The sequence below is a fragment of the Klebsiella scottii genome, from assembly GCF_036561945.1.
Classification (GTDB): Bacteria; Pseudomonadota; Gammaproteobacteria; order Enterobacterales; family Enterobacteriaceae; genus Klebsiella; species Klebsiella scottii.
In genome coordinates, this window is the sequence record NZ_JARXNI010000020.1 from 1,273,027 (window position 1) to 1,291,017 (window position 17,991).

Sequence of the window (17,991 nt, forward strand, 5' to 3'; positions counted from 1 at the left end):
AAAAATAGCGGGCGTCGCATTAATTCCGACGGATGGAAAAGGAACAGCAACATTCGCACCAGTTATTTCACAGGTGGCAGGATTAGGCATAAATTTGTGAAGGAACTCTAAATTAAAGGTGGTTATTGTCGCGATGACGTCGGTCTAAATGGGAATTAAAATCACTCAATAAAATGTCGGGAGAGTATTGTTAAAAATTATCCGCGAGCTATCACAATGATAATATTTTTTTAGCGGCTTTATTATGCTGCGCGCGAATTATTCAGGTAAATGAATAACGGACATTCCGTCGGCAAATAAAGCCGTCCGTCTGACTTCGCTTTCCGCGACGCTGTTCACGAATTTGCGCTAAAAGCCGCGGCTGAGCATGAACCTTGCATACTCAATTCTGCCGTCAGGCCGTTGTCGTCAACGCTGCCCGCCGGTTCAGGCGCGCCGGCAGGGCGTCGCCGATGTGGTTGTTGAATCAGCTGTCTCAAAGTGAGAATGGGCGGCCAGCCCGCAGACGATGCATTGGAGAGTAAAGGACCCGGCCCGGTCGGGCTGACCACAGGAATAGCCATTGAGGTTGTTATGAACATTTTCTCAGAAGCCGCAAGGCTTGAAGCACAAAACTGCCCGTTTGCGCTGGCGCAAATCGTCGAGAGCCGCGGCTCAACGCCCAGGCACTCCGCGCAGATGCTGATCCGCGCTGATGGGAGCATTATTGGCACCATCGGCGGTGGGATGGTCGAACGCAAGGTCATTGATGAAGCGCTGGAGGCCTTGGCTGAAAAGGCCTCGCGCATGTTTCATGGCCGGATGGCGCGCAGCGGCACCGACGCCGTGGGTTCCGACTGCGGCGGGGCAATGTCGGTGTTTATCAGCGTCCACTGCCAGCGACCGCGGCTGGTGCTGGTCGGGGGCGGGCACGTTAATCGCGCAGTTGCGCAGGGCGCCGCGCTGCTGGGATTCGAAGTTGTCGTCGCCGATATCCATTCTGCCAGCCTCGATCCGCAGCTGTTTCCGCCGACGACCCGGCTGCTGCATGCCGACAGCTTCGCCGCAGCCGTTGAACAGCTGGCGGTTCGTCATGATGATTTTGTCCTGATCGCCACGAATAACAAAGATCGTGAAGCGCTGGATAAGCTGATCGCCCGGCCGGTGGCCTGGCTGGGGCTGCTGGCCAGCCGCCGCAAGGTGCAGGTTTTTTTACGCCAGCTGCGGGAAAGCGGGGTGGCGGAAGAGCATATTGCGCGTCTCCATGCGCCGGTGGGCTACAACATTGGCGCCGAAACGCCGCACGAGATTGCCGTCAGCGTACTGGCCGAGATCCTGCAGATTAAAAATCAGGCTCCCGGCGGTCTGATGATGTCTGTACATCCGGAAATTGAGGGACAAAAAGCGCTGACGACCGCATGATGCGACTCCCCCGCGACGGAGGCGAGGGGCCGCTGGCGCCGGGTTGGCTACCCCTCAATCAGCGTCCCCGTTTTTCCTTCTATCCCTTCCCGGGCCTTGCTTAGCATGGTAATTAAGGCCCGGCGCCCAGGCCGCGAGCGGGCGAACGCCGCGGCGGCTTCGACTTTCGGCAGCATAGAGCCTTTGGCGAAATGACCTTCGGCAATAAAGCGGTCGATATCGTTAAGCGAGAGCCTGTCCAGCCATTGCTGATTAGGCTGGCCAAAGTTGATCGCCACTTTTTCCACCGCGGTGAGGATAATCAGCATATCGGCATCGATCGTGGCGGCGAGCCTGGCGCTGGCCCGGTCCTTATCAATGACCGCGCTAACCCCGCGCAGGTGGTTCCCCTCGCGGATCACCGGGATACCGCCGCCGCCGACGGTAATCACCACCTGTCCGGCATCCATCAGCGCCTTCACCGTCTCTTTTTCGATAATATCGACGGGCTGCGGGGAGGCCACCACCCGACGATAGCCGCGCCCGGCATCCTCTTTCAGCGTGTAGCCCTGGCGGATCAGGACCTGGGCTTCCGCTGCGCTGAAGAATGAGCCGATGGGTTTGCTGGGATCGCGGAAAGCTTCATCGGCGGCGTCAACCTCAACCTGGGTGATCACCGTGGCGACCGGAACGGGCATCCCGCGCGCGAGCAGCGCCTCACGCAGCGCATTTTGCAGATCGTAGCCAATATACCCCTGGCTGAGCGCGACGCAGACCGACATCGGCAGCATCGGGGTATGGGCCTCGGTTTTGGCGGCGGCCTCGAAGGCCAGATTGATCATCCCGACCTGCGGGCCGTTGCCGTGCGTCACCACGACCTGATGCCCCTGGGCAATGAGATCCACAATCGCCTGCGCCGTTTGCGTAACGGCCTGCATCTGTCCGGCAAGATCGTCCCCTAAGGCATTCCCGCCGAGGGCGAGAACAATTTTCTTACTCATGGATTCCTCTCTTTAAAGGCGTGCGCCGCGCGCCAATGCCTGCGCGGTTGAAAAAGGGTTACGGCGTATAAAACGGCCTTGTCCGGCGCTGCCGGTAAAGGTGCCGTTGCTGAAAATGACCCTGCCATGAGACAGCGTCTGGCGGATGGCGCCCTGGCAAATAAACCCCTCCCACGGCGAGTAGTCGGCGTTGTCGTGGAGCTGCTGGTGGCGGATGGTGGTGGTTCGTCGCGGGTCGATAATGACCACATCGGCATCCGCGCCGGGCGCCAGCAGGCCTTTTTGCGGCCAGAGGCCAAACAGCTTCGCCGGAGTGGCGCTGGTGAGCGCCACGAAGCGCTCCGGCGAGATCCTTCCGCTCATCACGCCGTGCGAAAACAGCAGCAGCAGGCGGTTCTCAACCCCGGGAAGGCCGTTTGGACAGCGGCTAAAATCGCCGCCGGATAGCTGCCGCCGCTGGGCCATCGAGAAGGCGCAGTGATCGGTTGCCACCACGTCAATGGCGCCATCGGCTATGCCGCACCACAGCGCGTCGTTGTTGCTGGCGTTGCGCAGCGGCGGGCTGAGCAGAAACTGCAGCGCGTCATCACGCTCATAGCAGCGATCGTCGAGCAGCAGATACTGCGGGCAGGTTTCGACCCAAACCGGCTGTCGACGCGCCTGGGCAAGGCGGAGATAATCGAGCCCCAGTCGGTTAGACAGGTGCACGATATACAGCGGCGCGTTGCCGGCAAGCCGGGCCAGGTTGATCGTCCTGGCGATGGCTTCGGCCTCGCACTCCGGCGGACGACTCAAGGCGTGGTAGCGGGGCGCGGTTTTGCCGGCGGCGAGAAATTCGGCGCGCTTTTGCGCAATGGCGGCATCGTTTTCCGGGTGGACGGTGGTGAGCGCTCCGGCGTGATGCAGATGCTTTAGCGCCTGAAGCAACTCGTCATCGTTCAGCTTGTACTGGTAGGTTAAATAGAGCTTAAAGCTGCTGATCCCCGCCTCAACCATCGACGGAATTTCATCAAGAATGGCGTGGTTGATATGCTGAATAACGCCGTGAAAGCTGTAATCGATTGTCGCTTTGTAGGCGGCGTAGCCGTGGTAGGCTTCGAGCTGATGGTGCAGCCGGCAGCCGGCTGGCCCGAAGCCCATATGATCGATAATGGTCGTTGTTCCGCCGCAGGCGGCGGCGCGGGTACCGGTAAAAAAATCATCACAGCTGCGGGCGAGGCCGGTATCAATATTGAAATGCGTGTGGACGTCCACGCCCCCCGGCATCACGTAGCATCCCTCGGCGTCAATTATTTCGCAGGGTTGCTCCACGGCGATGTCTGCCGCCAGCTGGCTGATTAACCCGTTTTCAATCAGCAGGTCCTGTTTGGCCTGGCCGTCAGCGTTGACGACGGTGCCATTTTTAATCAGTACGCGCATAAAAAGCTCCAGACTCCCGTCGCAGGCGGCGGGAGGGATTGCGGATCATTATTATTCTGTTGCCAGCCAGCTAAGCGGGATAGCGGCGTACATTGCGGCGCAGGTCACGAGGTGCGATTTCCAGGTTTTTTCATTCGGGGCGTGGGCTTCCGGCTCTTTGCCGGGGCCAAAGCCAATGACCGGGATCCCGTGACGGCCCATGATCGAAACGCCGTTGGTAGAGAACGTCCATTTATCGACCACCGGCGCTTTGCCGAACAGGCCTTCATAGGCGTTGCTGAGCGCCTGGACGGTAAAGTGGTTCTCCTCTACTTTCCAGGTCGGGAAATAGCACTCTGTGGGGTAGACGAGGCCGGTCCAGGAAGGGCGATCGTAGTTGTACATCGACACCACGGCCCCCGTTTTTTGTACCGCCGGCAGGGCGCGGATTTCGTCCAGCGCGCCTTCCCAGGTTTCTCCCCAGGTCAGGCGGCGGTCGATGGAGACGGCGCAGCTGTCGGCGACCGCGCAGCGGCTTGGCGAGGTAAAGAAGATTTCCGAAACGGTCAGGGTACCTTTGCCGAGGAAGTCGTCGTTGCCCAGATGTCGGGAAAGGTCCTGCAGTTCGTTAAGAATCGGCCCCATTTTGAAAATAGCGTTATCGCCGCGTTCCGGCGCCGAGCCGTGACAGCTGACCCCCTGTACGTCCACGCGGATCTCCATGCGCCCGCGCTGGCCGCGGTATATCTGGCAGTCGGTGGGCTCAGTGCTGACCACGAACTCGGGGTGAATGCCGGACTGCTCGATGATGTACTGCCAGCAGAGGCCGTCGCAGTCCTCTTCCTGGACGGTGCCGGTCACCAGCAGGGTATACTCATCCTCCAGGCCCAGGTCTTTGATGATTTTTCCGGCATACACCATTGAGGCCATGCCGCCTTCCTGATCCGACGTCCCGCGCCCGCCGATCAGCTCGTCGGTCTCCATACCCTCGTAGGGGTCGAAATTCCAGTTTTTGATATTGCCGATGCCCACGGTATCGATATGCGCATCCATTGCCACCAGGCGCGGGCCGTGGCCGATATAGCCGAGTATGTTGCCCATCGGGTCGATTTCAACTTTGTCGAAACCGACCTTCTCCATCTCTTCTTTTATTCGCTGGACGACGCGCTTTTCGTCGCAGCTTTCGCTGGGTATGGCCACCATATCGCGTAAAAAGCGGGTCATGTCCTGCTGGTAGTGGTTGGCTCTTTCGAGAATCAGTTTGAATGGAATTTGCTTTGCCATGGATTCGTTCTCCGGTCCTGTTTTCCCGCCGCGCGGGATGAGTTGAAAAGTATGCTGAGGCCTATCGCGTCGCCGGGTGTTTGCCTTCCCAGACCACTTCCCGGTAGTGCTTCACGTCGGTGTCACCTTCGGTGCTGATGACCAGCACGATGGAGTCGCTGTCCAGCCTGAGCTTGTGCATTAGCGCTTCGCGCTGGGGATGAAAATGTACGGCGGCCAGCACTCCGAGACCGACGGCGCCGGACTCGCCGGAAATCACCCGCGGATCGTCGCCGGTAGGGTTACCCAGCACGCGCATCCCGAGGGCGGCAACGGCGTCCTGACAGGAGATAAACTGGGTGGCGCAGTTGCGCAGAATTTCCCAGCCCAGCGGGTTGGGTTCGCCGCAGGCCAGGCCGGCCATGATGGTAGCCATTTCGCCGCCGACGTTGACGATTTGGCCTTTAACGCCGGAGCGGTATAAGCAGTCGGCCAGCTCAGGTTCGATAATCACCGAATGCAAATTGTTGGCGCCATAGGCGTCGACCAGGTAGCCCAGCACGCCGCCCGCCATCGCGCCGACGCCGGCCTGCAGGAACACGTGAGTGGGGCGGGCAATTCCCATCGAGGAGATCTGCTCGACCGCTTCGTCGGCAAGGGTGGCGTAGCCTTGCATAATCCAGGTCGGGATGCGGGTATATCCTTCCCAGGCCGTATCCTGCACCACCTCCCAGCCGTTTTGCTGCGCCGTTTGCAGAGTGAAGCGCACGGTATCGTCGTAGTTCATTTCGGTGACGATACATTCGGCGCCGAGGCGTCGGATGGCGTCGACGCGCTCCTGAGCAGACCCTTTTGGCATGTAGATCACCGCATTCTGCCCCAGCTGCTGGGCGGCCCACGCCACGCCGCGGCCGTGGTTGCCGTCGGTGGTCGTCGCGAAGGTCATCTTCTCCGTCATACCGGGCCTGAACGTGTCGAAGGAAAATTCGTTGATATCCAGGCGGTATTTTTCGCACAGCAGCTGCGCAATGGCCCAGGCGCCGCCGAGCATCTTGAATGCGTTCAGGCCGAAGCGCTGCGATTCGTCTTTGACCAGAATCCGGCCCAGGCCAAAGAGGGCGGCAAGGTCGTTCAGGGCATACAGCGGGGTGGGTTTATAGCCGGTGATTTTTTGATGAAAATGGCGCGCCTGTTTCGCCTGCTGGCGAGAAAAAAGCGGCGAACTGATGGCGTTAAAAAACCGATTATCGGCAATATCCATTTTCAATGAGAAAGCAGACATACTCTTTCCTTATCCTTCATGGCGTGAGCGGAGAGCCGGCCAGCAGGCCGGCCTGAGGGGTTATTTGATTCGTTTTTGCGCTTCGACGAGCAGTTGTTCCAGCAGCAGGCCGGGTTTGGCATATTTACGGCAGAGGATCATCGAGGCGATGATGTACGGCTTCCAGCTCGCCTCTTTGTAGGTGGCGATGCGATATTTTTCGAAGACCGCTTCGGTGACTTCGCCTTCAGCACAGGAGACGCCGGTGATATCGGCCGGCAGGCAGTGCATATACAGAGCGTCGCCGGTTAGCGCCATCATCTCTTCGGTGCAGTGCCAGTCTTTATGATTAGCGTTCTGTGCCAGACAGGCCGCCTCAAGGGCTTTCAGCCCTTCGCGATCCTCGGCGCGCAGCAGTTCGGTACGCTTTTCCATCACTTTGTACGGCGCCCAGGATTTCGGGTAGACGATATCCGCATCCTTGAAGGCCTCTGCCATCTCGGTGACCTGGCGGAAGCTGCCGCCGGAGGCCTCGGCGTTGTTTTTCGCCACTTCGATAACGTCGGGGATCAGATCGTAGCCTTCCGGGTGGGCGAGGGTGACATCCATACCGAAACGGGTCATCAGGCCGATGATGCCCTGCGGAACCGAAAGCGGTTTGCCGTAGCTGGGTGAGTAGGCCCAGGTCATGGCGATTTTTTTGCCCTTGAGATTCTCTAACGATCCGAAATGCTCCCGCAGCCAGGCGAGGTCGGCCATTGCCTGCGTTGGGTGATCGATGTCGCACTGCAGATTGATAAGCGCCGGGCGCTGCGGCAGCACGCCCTGACGATAGCCGTCGTCGAGCGCTTCGCCCACTTCGCGCATATAGGCGTTGCCGGCGCCAAGGTACATATCGTCGCGGATGCCAATAGCGTCAGCGCAGAAGGCGATCATATTGGCCGTTTCACGCACGGTTTCGCCGTGGGCGATTTGCGATTTCCCCTCGTCCAGGTCCTGCTGCGCAAGTCCGAGCAGGTTCAGCGCCGAGGCGTAGGAAAAGCGCGTACGGGTTGAATTGTCGCGAAAAACCGAAATTCCCAGACCGCTATTGAAGACTTTGGTGGCGATATTTTCCGCGCGCAGAGTTTTCAATGCCGCCGCAACGTCCAGTACCTGTTTTAGCTCATCCGGGGACTGCTCCCACGTCAGCAGGAAGTCCTTCTGATGAAGATGCGAGTTCAGCTTGTTGATATCCTTAATCAGGTCGTTAACAGTTTTCATTTTTTAAATCCTGGAGTGAGTGACGGCTTAATGATTGCTGTGCGGTCGGAAAAGGGTGGTGACTGAATAGCGACTGCCAGCGCTATATTTCTACTAACAATAAGCATGCCAGTTCATACAGCCCCAGGCGTAATATGGCTGAGGTGGCGAAAATTATGCGAGGGATGTCACGAAATATAGTTTCGAATGGGGGCGGGAAATAATAACCGGGCGATCCTGTCAGGAGGGGAGTGAAAGCACTTCCCGCATCCGGCGAGATATACCAGCGGCAGCGACGTTAAAACCCACCAAAGTGATAAAGGCGGCGCGTCTATTCTCATATTGATATGAAAATGTGATACTTCTTACATATTTTCGTCAAGGAATGAAAAAGAAACCTGCCTCAGTCAAATATTGTTGGCGGCTGGGTTAGTATCATGACCGAAGAATAAGAGCAGTCACATTGCCAGATATCTCAGCTGGTTAGTGATATTAAAAGGTTTATTATGATGACCTCGAACACATTTTCCGTTTTGATGCAGATTCAGCCGACCATTCAGCGTTTTGCCAGGATGCTATCCAGCGTGCTTCAGCTCGAAGTTGAAATTGTCGATAACACGCTATGCCGGGTTGCCGGGACCGGCGTGTATGCCAAATCGCTGGGGCGCAAATTAAATACAGATTCGCGACTTTTGCGCTACATTATTGAAACAAAAAAAGAGAAGGTGGTGACCCATTCCCGCTTTGACCCTTTATGTAAAGAGTGCACCAGTAAAGATAGCTGTAAAGAGAAAGCCTTTCTTGGTACGCCGGTTATTTATCAGGATCGGTGCGTCGGAGTCATTAGCCTGGTGGCATTAACCTGCGAGCAGCAGGAGCGTATTAATGACAACCTGCGCGAGTTTTCCGATTATGTCCGCCACGTCTCCTCGATATTTGTTTCCCGGCTGCTGGAGGACCAGGGCGGCAGCGATAATATCCAGAAAATGTTTTTAACGATGATCGAAAATATGGATCAGGGGGTCCTGGTTATTGGTCACGATCAGAAGGTCAAGTTTGCTAATCACACGGCGTTAAAAACTCTCGGGGTGAACCAGGGAAATATGATCGGTAAACCCATCAATTTTAGGCCGCTGACTTTTGAGCATAATTTTACTCGCGGCCATATGCAGCACGTGATCTCATTCGATAACAAGACCGAAATGATTATTGGCCAGCTGCACGCGGTTCAGGATCAGTGGCTGTTTTTAATGGCCTTCCATCAATCGCACTCATCTTCAAGTTTAAGCGCCTCTGTGGAAGAGCCGCAGATTGAGCAGATGGTGGGAGAGTGCCGGTCGATGCGCCAGCTGAAAAAGCTGATCAGGCGCATTGCGCCCAGCCCCTCAAGCGTCATGATTGCCGGCGAAAGCGGCACCGGGAAGGAGGTGGTCGCCAGAGCGATACATAAGCTCAGCGATCGTCAGGCCAAACCTTTTATCGCCATCAACTGCGCGGCCATTCCTGACCAGCTGCTGGAAAGCGAGCTCTTTGGCTACGTCAAGGGCGCTTTTACCGGCGCCTCGGCGAACGGCAAAACCGGGCTAATCCAGGCGGCGAACCACGGCACGCTGTTTCTCGACGAGATTGGCGATATGCCGCTGACGCTGCAGGCTAAGCTGCTGCGGGCCATTGAGTCGCGAGAAATCCAGCCCGTCGGCGCCAGCCATCCGGTGCCCGTCGATATCCGCATTATTTCGGCGACTAACCAGAATCTCGAACAGTTTATCGTTGCCGGCAAATTCCGCGAAGATCTCTACTACCGGCTCAACGTTATCCCTCTGATGCTGCCGCCGCTGCGGGAACGTCAGGATGATATCGAGCTGCTGATTCACTACTTTCTGCAGCTGCATACGAGGCGCCTGGAGCTGGTCTACCCCGGCGTGGCTGCGGAGGTCGTCGCCATGCTCAAGGGCTACCGCTGGCCGGGTAATATTCGCGAGCTGAGCAACCTGATGGAGTATCTGGTCAACGTGGTTCCCTCAGGCGAGGTTATCGACGCCTCACTGCTGCCGCCCAATATCATCAGCAGCGCCAGGCTGGCGGAGCGTGAGCCGGCCGCCGCCGGTCCGCTGAGCGTGCCGGGAGAAGAGGAGAGCGTCACGGCGCTGGATGAGATGGAAAGGCAGATGATCCGCGAAGCGCTAACCCGCCACAGCAATAAGAAGCAGGCGGCAGATGAGCTGGGTATTGGCATTGCCACGCTGTATCGTAAGATTAAAAAGTATGAGCTGGTGGGGCTGTAAAAGCGCCGGCCGCAGGGGCTGAAAGCGCCCCGCGTATCACTCTGAGAGTCCGGTTATCAAAATCGCTACCGGGCGCCCGCTGCGTTGCCGCTATTTGATGAATTTGGGGTTGTTCGTTTTTTGAGCATAATGTTCAAAGCGATCCGCCGTCGTGCTTGCTCGCTTCAGTCGCCATTTCATAGTCTTAACGGGATGAATGGCACCGTTCTTGCCTTGTGATGTTCTCTTCGGCCGCCGCGGCGGCCGGTAGCAAACATGATAAGGACAGGAACATGGCGCAAACCAATGACAATATCGCTCCCTCATCCGTACCCTCGCGACACGCTTTTTTTTCAAAACCGCGCATTATCGCGCGACCGGGATTTAACCGCTGGCTGGTGCCGCCGGCCGCGCTGGCGGTGCATCTCTGTATTGGGATGGCCTACGGTTTTTCCGTTTTCTGGCTGCCGATGTCGCAGCTGGTTGGCGGCAGCGGATCGCTGCAGTGCCCGGTCACGATGTCCTTCTGGCAGCAGCTTTTTACCCGCGAATGCGACTGGAAAATCTCGCTGCTAGGCTGGACCTATACGCTGTTTTTTGTCTTTCTTGGCTGCTCCGCGGCGCTGTGGGGAAGCTGGTTGGAAAAGGTCGGGCCGCGGCTGGTGAGCTTCATCGCAACGCTATGCTGGTGCGGCGGGCTGCTGCTCTCAAGCGTCGCCATCTATTTTCATCAGCTCTGGCTATTGTGGCTGGGGGCAGGGGTTATTGGCGGAATCGGCCTTGGGCTGGGCTATATTTCACCGGTCTCGACCCTGCTGCGCTGGTTCCCCGATAAGCGCGGAATGGCCGCCGGCATGGCGATAATGGGCTTTGGCGGCGGCGCGCTGGTGGGGGCACCTCTGGCAAACGCGTTGATGAATTTTTTCGCCGACGCGACGGGTAACGGCGTCTGGCAGAGCGTTCTGGCGCTGTCAGCCATCTATGCCCTGTTTATGCTCTGCGGTACCTTCGGCTATCGTCTGCCGCCGATGGGCTGGCATCCTGCCGGGGAGAAGGCGCTAAAAGTGATGAGCGGGCATTCCACCATTCAGGTACACGTCAGCGTAGCCTGGCGCACGCCGCAGTTCTGGCTGCTGTGGCTGGTGCTGTGGCTGAACGTGACGGCGGGGATCGGTATTTTAGGGATGGCCTCACCCATGCTGCAGGAGATTTTTGCCGGCAAGCTGCTGGCGACGAGTCTGCAATGGCACGAGCTTAACGCCGACCAGCTGCGGCGCATCGCGACTATGGCGGCAGGCTTTACCGGGCTGCTGAGCCTGTTTAATATCATCGGCCGCTTCTTCTGGGCTTCGGTTTCGGATCTTTGCGGCCGGAAAATGACCTTTGCCATGATTTTTCTTCTTGGCGCCGCGCTGTACGGCTCCCTGCCGCTGATCAACCACGGCGGCTACGTCGCCATTTTCGTCTGCGCCCTGTGCGTTATCATTTCAATGTACGGCGGCGGCTTTGCCACTATCCCCGCCTATCTGGCCGATATCTTCGGCGCGCAGATGGTGGGGGCGATTCACGGGCGTCTGCTGACGGCATGGTCCGCCGCCGGTATTAGCGGCCCGGTTTTAGTGAATTATTTACGCGAATATCAGCTGGCCCAAGGGCTTGCTCCACAGCGGGTGTACGATATTACGCTGATGGTCCTCACCGGGCTGCTGGTTATCGGCCTGATCTGCAATCAGCTGATCCGCCCGATACCGCAAAAATATGCCATGTCCGCCCAGGAACAGCAGCAGGCGAAGGGGCTGTATACGGTGAATGAAAACGCGCAGCTCAGCTGGGAGCCGCGGCCGTCGCGGGCGCTGATGGCCTTGAGCTGGTTTGCTGTAGGGGTGCCGCTGCTGTGGGGAATAGGGAGCACCTTCCAACAGGCGGTGAAGTTCTTTATGTAGCTATCCGTCAGGCAAGCGCCCGCCGGGGCATCGGCCGGGTGCTCGCTAAATCGCCGTTTATCAAAATAATTCCCATTCGACCCGTCGGTGATACACTACATACTGTGATCTTTGTCATACCGTAATTAAAACAGAGAAAAGAGACACTGCTATGCAACATATCATTGAGGGTTTCCTCAACTTCCAAAAAGAGATCTTTCCCCAGCGTAAAGAGCTCTTCCGCAGCCTGGCTTCCAGCCAGAATCCCAAAGCGCTTTTCATCTCCTGCTCCGACAGCCGTCTGGTACCAGAACTGGTGACCCAGCAGGAACCTGGACAGCTCTTTGTTATTCGTAATGCGGGTAATATCGTTCCTTCCTTCGGGCCGGAGCCGGGTGGGGTCTCAGCTACCATTGAGTATGCGGTTGTTGCCCTCGGGGTGACCGATATCGTGATTTGCGGCCATTCGAACTGCGGCGCGATGACGGCGGTTGCAACCTGTCAGTGTCTGGACTCCATGCCGGCGGTTTCCCACTGGCTGCACTACGCCGATGCGGCCAGAGCGGTGGTTGACAGCAAAACCTGGAATAGCGAAATCGATAAAGTGAATGCGATGGTGCGCGAGAACGTTATCGCCCAGCTTAACAATATCAAAACGCACCCGTCGGTAGCCGTCGGCCTGCGCGACGGCGCGCTGCGCCTGCACGGCTGGGTATATGATATCGAAAGCGGCGCGATTGGCGCCCTGGATAAAAACACCAAATCCTTCGTCTCGCTCTCTGAAAACCCTGAAGTTTTCTTCGAGTAATTCTTCAACAGGGCATGGAAGCCCTGCATCCCGCACCGCGTCGCCACTCTCCGTTACGCCCGCGCTGGCCTGATACCGGCTTTGCCAATCACCAGCAGCGCGACAATCAAAACGAACCCCGTCCCGCTGAACAGATAGAGCGAGCCGGTGACTCCGATAGCATCAGAACAGTATCCCGCGCCGATCGACACCAAAGCCGAGATCGCCATCTGCAATCGGTAGCTTCTGGCGATCGCGGTCGGAACCTGCTGTTGATCGAAGCTTCTGAGCAGCGTATAGACGGCGAGAGAAAACACGACGTTGGAGAAAACGTGCGCCACAAAGACCAGCGCCAGCGCCAGGTAGGGCGACGGTGAGAAGGGGAGCAGCCCGTAGCACAGCAGAAAAATCGCCAGGCAGCCGATCGACAGCCTGTTGCTGCTGCTGTTTTTTTCAAAACGCGCGGGATTGAGCAGCAGTGGCCCAATCAGCTGGCCGAGACTGCGGGTAAAAAGCAGCGCCAGGGCGATCGTTTGTTCCGGCGATCCTGAAAGCCCCCTGGGAGCGAGCCCCGGGAGCAGCGCCATTGCCGGCGCGCCCGCAGCGGCCAGCAGAGGCAGCAGCAGCATCGCGCGGCGCTGGGAATGGGTCAGGGTCTGCCAGCGCAGCGGGGATACGCTGCGGATGTGATTGACAAAATGCGCGCTGAAGTGCGTTTTCGCCCGTCCGAGTATGAGGACGGCGGCGGCGAAGCTCAGCAGATCGATAACCAGCAGATAAGCCGCGCTCATATATCCGAGCAGGGCTAACCCCAGGCCAACGCCGCAGAGCACGTTACCGGCAAAAATAATGCTTTCGAGGGTAGTGGCGACCGGGAGCTCATCTTCGGCAAGGCCGGTTTTGAATATTTTACTCAGCGCCGGGAAGGTCATGCCGGTGGTGAACGCCCCGATTGCCTGAGCGATGAGAAGCAGCGGGATGGAATCCATCGCCACGGCGTAAAACGGTGCCGCCAGGCCGATAAGTCCGAGCCCCTCGCCGAGTATCAGGATCGTAAAGGGGCTCAGGCGCTGGCAAAAGCGTTCCCCCGCGATGCTGCCGAGGAGTCCGGGGACGGTGGAAAGAACGTAGGCGAGAGCCAGCGACGCGACGGGGGCCGACAGGCGGATCAGTTCACTAAAAACGACGATCCAGGTGATGCCGTTGCCTATCGAGGAGATAAGAAACGCGAGAGCGAGCAGACGCAGCCACGGCTTGTCCGCCACGGTCCGGAGAAGGATTCGAATCATTGTCATGTCCGTAATAAGCGAAAAATTACCCTTCCAGCCACGGGCGAGCTGCCGTTAGCTGAAAAATTAATACGATTGTCATCGGGCTTATTTCAGGACATTACATAACCAAGGGTCCGGCGGGGATGAGTGAATGTGTTAATTTAATATTGCATATTTGTAGCGTTGTCAACGCCGGGCGCTGACAACGCTATCGGAAGCCAGGCTATGCGCCGGGCGCCTTACAGCACGCCGTCGCCGCCGTCCGAGCACCAGACCTGGCCGGAGGTGAACGAGCAGGCGTCAGAGGCCAGCGTCACGTACAGCGGGGCGATTTCCACCGGCTGTCCCGGGCGACCGAGCGGAGTATCCGCGCCAAACTGGCGGACCTTCTCCTCAGGCTGGCCGCCGCTGGATTGCAGAACCGTCCAGTAAGGACCGGGCGCAACGGCGTTGACGCGGATCCCTTTTGGACCCAGCTGCCTGGCTAATGATTTGGTGAAGGCCACGAGGCTGGCTTTGGTCTGGGCGTAATCAAACAGTATCGGGCTGGGCTTAAAGGCCTGAACCGAGGAGGTGTTGATGATAGCGCTATGCTCTTTGAGATGGCGCAGCGCGGCTTTGGTTATCCAGAACGGCGCGTAGACGTTGGTTTTGAAGGTGGCGTCAAAATCCGCCGTCGTGAGTTCCGCCAGCGACTCGCAGTACTGCTGACGTCCGGCATTATTGACCACAATATCCAGACCGCCCAGCTCTCTGGCGGCCTTTTCAACCAGCGCTTCGCAGAAGGATTCGCTGCGAATATCGCCGGGAATAGCCGCCGCTTTGCGCCCGGCGGCCTCAATCAGAGCGATGACCTCTTCGGCGTCGGCTTCTTCCTCCGGCAGATAGTTTATCGCCACGTCCGCTCCTTCACGAGCAAAAGCAATGGCCACCGCGCGGCCGATACCCGAATCGCCGCCGGTAATCAGCGCCCTCTTGCCGGCAAGCCTGGCAGATCCGACGTAGCTTTCCTCGCCATGATCCGCAACGGGCAGCATTTCTGATGCCAGGCCGGGGGGCGTTTGCGGCTGGTCAGCAAAGGGGGGACGGGGATAGTTTGCGCTGTGTCTGGCGTTGTCGCTCATATGAAGTTCCTCCAGCTAAATATTAAGCATAGGCTCTGTGACGGCCAGCTAAAGATATTTAACGAGTCAATTAACCCGTGTTGCAAAAATTATTATGCTATCCTCTGGAGTATGTTTCCGTAATTATCTGATAATCCATCAAGTTTTATATATGTGGTCGGAGCGGACTGCGGTTATTTTTAGGATTGTTCCGGCGGCAGGGGCGGAAATTTATTGCTGGCGCGATGGGGGGAATTTCCCTGCGCGCAGCGCGCGCCCGCGAAATTAACCGAAAAACCCGCATGGTATTAATTTTATGTTCTTTACAAACTCCCGTATTTTACCGCTGAAAATAGAGTTCAGCCCTGCTCTGTTTGTTATCCAGCAGCGGGTTACGCAGGATGGAGTGAGATGTTTAAATTTATTTCTCGCGGTATCTTTTCGTCCTGAACCGCCGAGAATACGGCGCGACGGTTTGACACCGGCCTTATATCACTTACTGTTAACGCTCGACGGCGATGATTTGCCATTGCGGATCATTTTATATTACCGCCGCCCGCAACGGAGGATAAATAATATGTCCCTGTCTACCATGAATGACCCTGATAAAGCCGGTCAGCATCCGGCAAAAGACGATCCCCGCGAGCGGGGGGAAATACCGCGTAAAAGGGATGATAGCGAGGATCGGAAAAGAGATCCCTGGCATCCGGCCCCCGAGCGGCGCTAAGGGCAGGCGTCGCCTGCCCGCTGGTGAAACGCGTCTATGGCGGCTAGCGCTCGATAAACGGCAGCCACCGCCGCGGACGCGCTGCCGGCTGCGACGCGGCTTTGGCCATCGCCGCACCGATCTCCGCGCACACCGTAAGCCCCTGAACGAACGGGCGGTCGTGCATCAGATAGGGCAGTGCGCCAAACGCAATACGCCCGCGAACGATGTCCGGCTGCAGCAGAGTGTAGTCTTCACCGACTTCGGGGATAGCGTCTCCGGCGGCGAGGATCTGCCCGCGCAGCGTCGGGAAAGGCAGGTCTTTAGTCTTAAGCGGCTTTTGCCCGCGGGCATCGATAAATACATCGAAGGCGTACGTGGATTGCCCAACGGTAATTTCCGTCAGGTTATCCTCAATGGCGATGGCGTAATCGGGGCCAAGGGGGAGAATGTCGATCGCGCCTGCCTCGCGCAGCGCCAGCAGCCGGCGAATGGATTGTGAAGGGATCGCCGCGTAATTATCGATAAATACCCGGGCCAGGCCGGCGCTAAACCGCTTGCTGTCCCGGGAGTCGAGGTGGGGAACGATGGCCTGGACCGCTTCGTGCAGTCTGAGGATCGCGTAGCGCCAGGCTACGGTGCGCCTGTCACGCTTGTTGCGTTCCACCTCAATGAGATTCTCCTCAGCCCAGCGGAAAGGGTCACATTTCCTGCGCGCGGCGAACCAGGCATCGTGGAAGCTGTCGGCGTTGAGCGCGTGAAGGGCTATCTCCCGGCTCCACCGCGGGTCGGCTGCGTCAATTTCCTGCGCCATCAGCGCAAAGACCCGGTCGAGCAGCCCCTCGGGTCCGGCGGCGATTTGCTGTTGAATAGCTTCGTCGCTGGCGATGGCTAAAGGCTCATAGGGGATGGGGCAGTAGAAATCTGCTTCAGGTAGGATCCCGGAGCGGGACATCATCACCATCTTCAGCTCCTCGCTGCCGCGATCCAGTCTGAAGCTAAGCGACTGGTCCTCGGCCTCCACAAACTCCCCGTGCTGCGCGGCCACCGCCATGACGGCATCGATACCGCTGAGCGACGTTCCCATGACTCCGACCCGACAGGGCGCGATACGCGCGCTCATTAGCCCTGACCACGGGCTCGGGAAGTGGGCGCGCGGCGTGGTATCGTCATCAGGCCAGACGTGGCCGGTGGCGATGACCGCAAGGTCAAAACGCGCGGGTTCTGCCACACCCTGGGCGGAAAGCATCACGTCTGCGGGAGTGACCTGCAGATCCTCTACCTGGCAGGATTCGTGGATCGCGACCGCAAACCCGCGCTGGCGGGCTGCGGCAACCAGCTGCTGAAACTGGTCATGGAAATATTCGCCCAGCAGCAGGCGCGGCAGGAACTGGCGGACATGCAGGGATTCTTTACGCACCCCGTAGCGCGCCAGATGCTCAGCGCTCAGCCCCTGCAGCCACTCAATATAGGTCGAGAAAATGGGGGGGATTTCGATGCTGGCAATGTTCGCCAGCATCATCCGCGCGGTGTCTTCCTTGCTATAGGGCATCCCGACGCCGGCCCGATCGGCCTGTTCATAGATGGAGACGGCAAGCGGTACCGCGCTCTGTAAAAGCGCGTGAAAAGTATAAATCCCCGTCGGTCCGGCGCCGATAATCGCAATTTTCTTCATTGATATGGGCTCGTTGTTTTAGGCGCAGCCATCCATTAGCGGGCTGCCGCTGAAGGTGTCCCTAAGGGCACTACCCGAAGTATAAACGAGGGATGGCGGGGCAGCGGTAAAGTGCCTGTTGCTGATAGCGAATGGTTGGCTGAAGCTGCGGGGAGCGCCATGTCATTAAAGAGGGCTTAAAATCATCTTGCCCGGTAAGCCGGTACCAGGCACTGCATATCATCGAGTGAACGGGCGTGAATAATAACCGGCGCGGCATTTTTCTGGCAATAATAAAGGCGTGTCGATTTTAACAATTGTGGGGATATTATGATTAAATTGTGCTTATTTGATGTAGATGTAATTCATTTATTTTAATGCGTTTAAAATTTAAATGTTAATCATGTATCTGATTGATTTTGTTGTGATATTTAAATATAGCAATCTGCCGCTTAATTATCGGCTTGATAATAAATCTCATTTCTAATAACGTAGAGCGGCACAATAATCCGATTGGCTGCCGATCGGAATACGCTATCAAAGAATAGCGTGGCGCGTTTATTTCTTCATTTTTCCAGGGCGGAATTTTTTCGGTGCAAATGGTTAATTAATATCCCGATATGACCTCGGGGGGCTTTGCTTACGCCCAAACCAGAGAAGATGTTCTGTGCCTGGAAGTCGCTGCCGGTGTTTATCTGACGAATGAAGAAGGCGTGCCCCGACGGCAATAAAAGAAAAC

General features: G+C 57.5%; 12 protein-coding genes and 1 pseudogene. 5 read left to right on the forward strand and 8 right to left on the reverse strand.

The window, feature by feature from the left end; translation table 11 throughout:
* Positions 1-573: 573 nt before the first annotated feature.
* A pseudogene (locus QFI97_RS13680) lies at positions 574-1,365 on the forward strand (XdhC family protein); the annotation flags it as partial.
* An 83-nt stretch (positions 1,366-1,448) separates the two neighbouring features.
* On the opposite strand, the gene arcC reads toward QFI97_RS13680, so the two are convergent.
* From arcC to ygeW, 5 genes are all read right to left on the reverse strand, one after another.
* Positions 1,449-2,381 carry a carbamate kinase gene (gene arcC, locus QFI97_RS13685; protein ID WP_331850362.1) on the reverse strand — a complete coding sequence of 311 codons (933 nt, stop codon included), beginning with the start codon at positions 2,379-2,381 and terminating at the stop codon, positions 1,449-1,451.
* A gap of 12 nt (positions 2,382-2,393) precedes the next feature.
* Entirely contained in the window at positions 2,394-3,800 is a 1,407-nt protein-coding gene (hydA, locus tag QFI97_RS13690) for a dihydropyrimidinase (protein WP_095103003.1), read from the reverse strand.
* Between the two features lie 51 nt (positions 3,801-3,851).
* A complete protein-coding gene (locus tag QFI97_RS13695) occupies positions 3,852-5,063 on the reverse strand; it encodes a YgeY family selenium metabolism-linked hydrolase (RefSeq protein ID WP_346431377.1) in 1,212 nt (403 codons plus the stop codon).
* A gap of 61 nt (positions 5,064-5,124) precedes the next feature.
* The gene (gene dpaL / locus QFI97_RS13700; RefSeq protein ID WP_095103005.1) at positions 5,125-6,324 is read right to left on the reverse strand and encodes a diaminopropionate ammonia-lyase; all 1,200 of its coding nucleotides are present in this window, start codon (positions 6,322-6,324) and stop codon (positions 5,125-5,127) included.
* Between the two features lie 60 nt (positions 6,325-6,384).
* Positions 6,385-7,566, reverse strand: a complete 1,182-nt coding sequence (gene ygeW / locus QFI97_RS13705; RefSeq protein WP_095103007.1) for a knotted carbamoyltransferase YgeW — start codon at positions 7,564-7,566, stop codon at positions 6,385-6,387.
* A 485-nt stretch (positions 7,567-8,051) separates the two neighbouring features.
* Between ygeW and QFI97_RS13710 the strand changes: the two genes are divergently transcribed.
* The 3 genes from QFI97_RS13710 (at position 8,052) to QFI97_RS13720 (ending at position 12,539) form a co-directional block, all read left to right on the forward strand.
* Complete coding sequence (locus QFI97_RS13710) at positions 8,052-9,830, forward strand: sigma 54-interacting transcriptional regulator (protein ID WP_346431378.1); 1,779 nt, start codon at positions 8,052-8,054, stop codon at positions 9,828-9,830.
* Between the two features lie 272 nt (positions 9,831-10,102).
* Positions 10,103-11,752 (forward strand): OFA family MFS transporter, encoded by a 1,650-nt coding sequence (locus tag QFI97_RS13715; RefSeq protein WP_331850364.1) that lies wholly within the window; start codon positions 10,103-10,105, stop codon positions 11,750-11,752.
* Between the two features lie 151 nt (positions 11,753-11,903).
* Entirely contained in the window at positions 11,904-12,539 is a 636-nt protein-coding gene (locus QFI97_RS13720; protein WP_095103016.1) for a carbonic anhydrase, read from the forward strand.
* A gap of 53 nt (positions 12,540-12,592) precedes the next feature.
* On the opposite strand, the gene QFI97_RS13725 is transcribed toward QFI97_RS13720, so the two are convergent.
* Together QFI97_RS13725 and QFI97_RS13730 are read right to left on the reverse strand one after the other, a co-directional pair.
* Positions 12,593-13,807 carry an MFS transporter gene (locus tag QFI97_RS13725; protein ID WP_346431379.1) on the reverse strand — a complete coding sequence of 405 codons (1,215 nt, stop codon included), beginning with the start codon at positions 13,805-13,807 and terminating at the stop codon, positions 12,593-12,595.
* 221 nt (positions 13,808-14,028) lie between these two features.
* Positions 14,029-14,913, reverse strand: coding sequence for an SDR family oxidoreductase (locus tag QFI97_RS13730; RefSeq protein ID WP_095103020.1), 885 nt, complete (start codon positions 14,911-14,913; stop codon positions 14,029-14,031).
* 556 nt (positions 14,914-15,469) lie between these two features.
* On the opposite strand from QFI97_RS13730, the gene QFI97_RS13735 reads away from it, so the two are divergent.
* The gene (locus QFI97_RS13735) at positions 15,470-15,619 is read left to right on the forward strand and encodes a hypothetical protein (RefSeq protein ID WP_331850402.1); all 150 of its coding nucleotides are present in this window, start codon (positions 15,470-15,472) and stop codon (positions 15,617-15,619) included.
* A gap of 43 nt (positions 15,620-15,662) precedes the next feature.
* Here QFI97_RS13735 and QFI97_RS13740 read toward each other — a convergent pair whose 3' ends face one another.
* Entirely contained in the window at positions 15,663-17,273 is a 1,611-nt protein-coding gene (locus tag QFI97_RS13740) for an FAD-NAD(P)-binding protein (protein ID WP_095103023.1), read from the reverse strand.
* Between the last annotated feature and the right edge of the window lie 718 nt (positions 17,274-17,991).

Coding starts and splice junctions, on each gene's coding strand:
- QFI97_RS13725 (WP_346431379.1), bottom strand. CDS start 13,807: ATGATTCGAATCCTTCTCCGGACCGTGGCGGACAAGCCGTGGCTGCGT.
- QFI97_RS13720 (WP_095103016.1), top strand. CDS start 11,904: ATGCAACATATCATTGAGGGTTTCCTCAACTTCCAAAAAGAGATCTTT.
- QFI97_RS13730 (WP_095103020.1), bottom strand. CDS start 14,913: ATGAGCGACAACGCCAGACACAGCGCAAACTATCCCCGTCCCCCCTTT.
- QFI97_RS13740 (WP_095103023.1), bottom strand. CDS start 17,273: ATGAAGAAAATTGCGATTATCGGCGCCGGACCGACGGGGATTTATACT.
- dpaL (WP_095103005.1), bottom strand. CDS start 6,324: ATGTCTGCTTTCTCATTGAAAATGGATATTGCCGATAATCGGTTTTTT.
- QFI97_RS13735 (WP_331850402.1), top strand. CDS start 15,470: ATGTCCCTGTCTACCATGAATGACCCTGATAAAGCCGGTCAGCATCCG.
- QFI97_RS13715 (WP_331850364.1), top strand. CDS start 10,103: ATGGCGCAAACCAATGACAATATCGCTCCCTCATCCGTACCCTCGCGA.
- hydA (WP_095103003.1), bottom strand. CDS start 3,800: ATGCGCGTACTGATTAAAAATGGCACCGTCGTCAACGCTGACGGCCAG.
- QFI97_RS13710 (WP_346431378.1), top strand. CDS start 8,052: ATGATGACCTCGAACACATTTTCCGTTTTGATGCAGATTCAGCCGACC.
- ygeW (WP_095103007.1), bottom strand. CDS start 7,566: ATGAAAACTGTTAACGACCTGATTAAGGATATCAACAAGCTGAACTCG.
- QFI97_RS13695 (WP_346431377.1), bottom strand. CDS start 5,063: ATGGCAAAGCAAATTCCATTCAAACTGATTCTCGAAAGAGCCAACCAC.
- arcC (WP_331850362.1), bottom strand. CDS start 2,381: ATGAGTAAGAAAATTGTTCTCGCCCTCGGCGGGAATGCCTTAGGGGAC.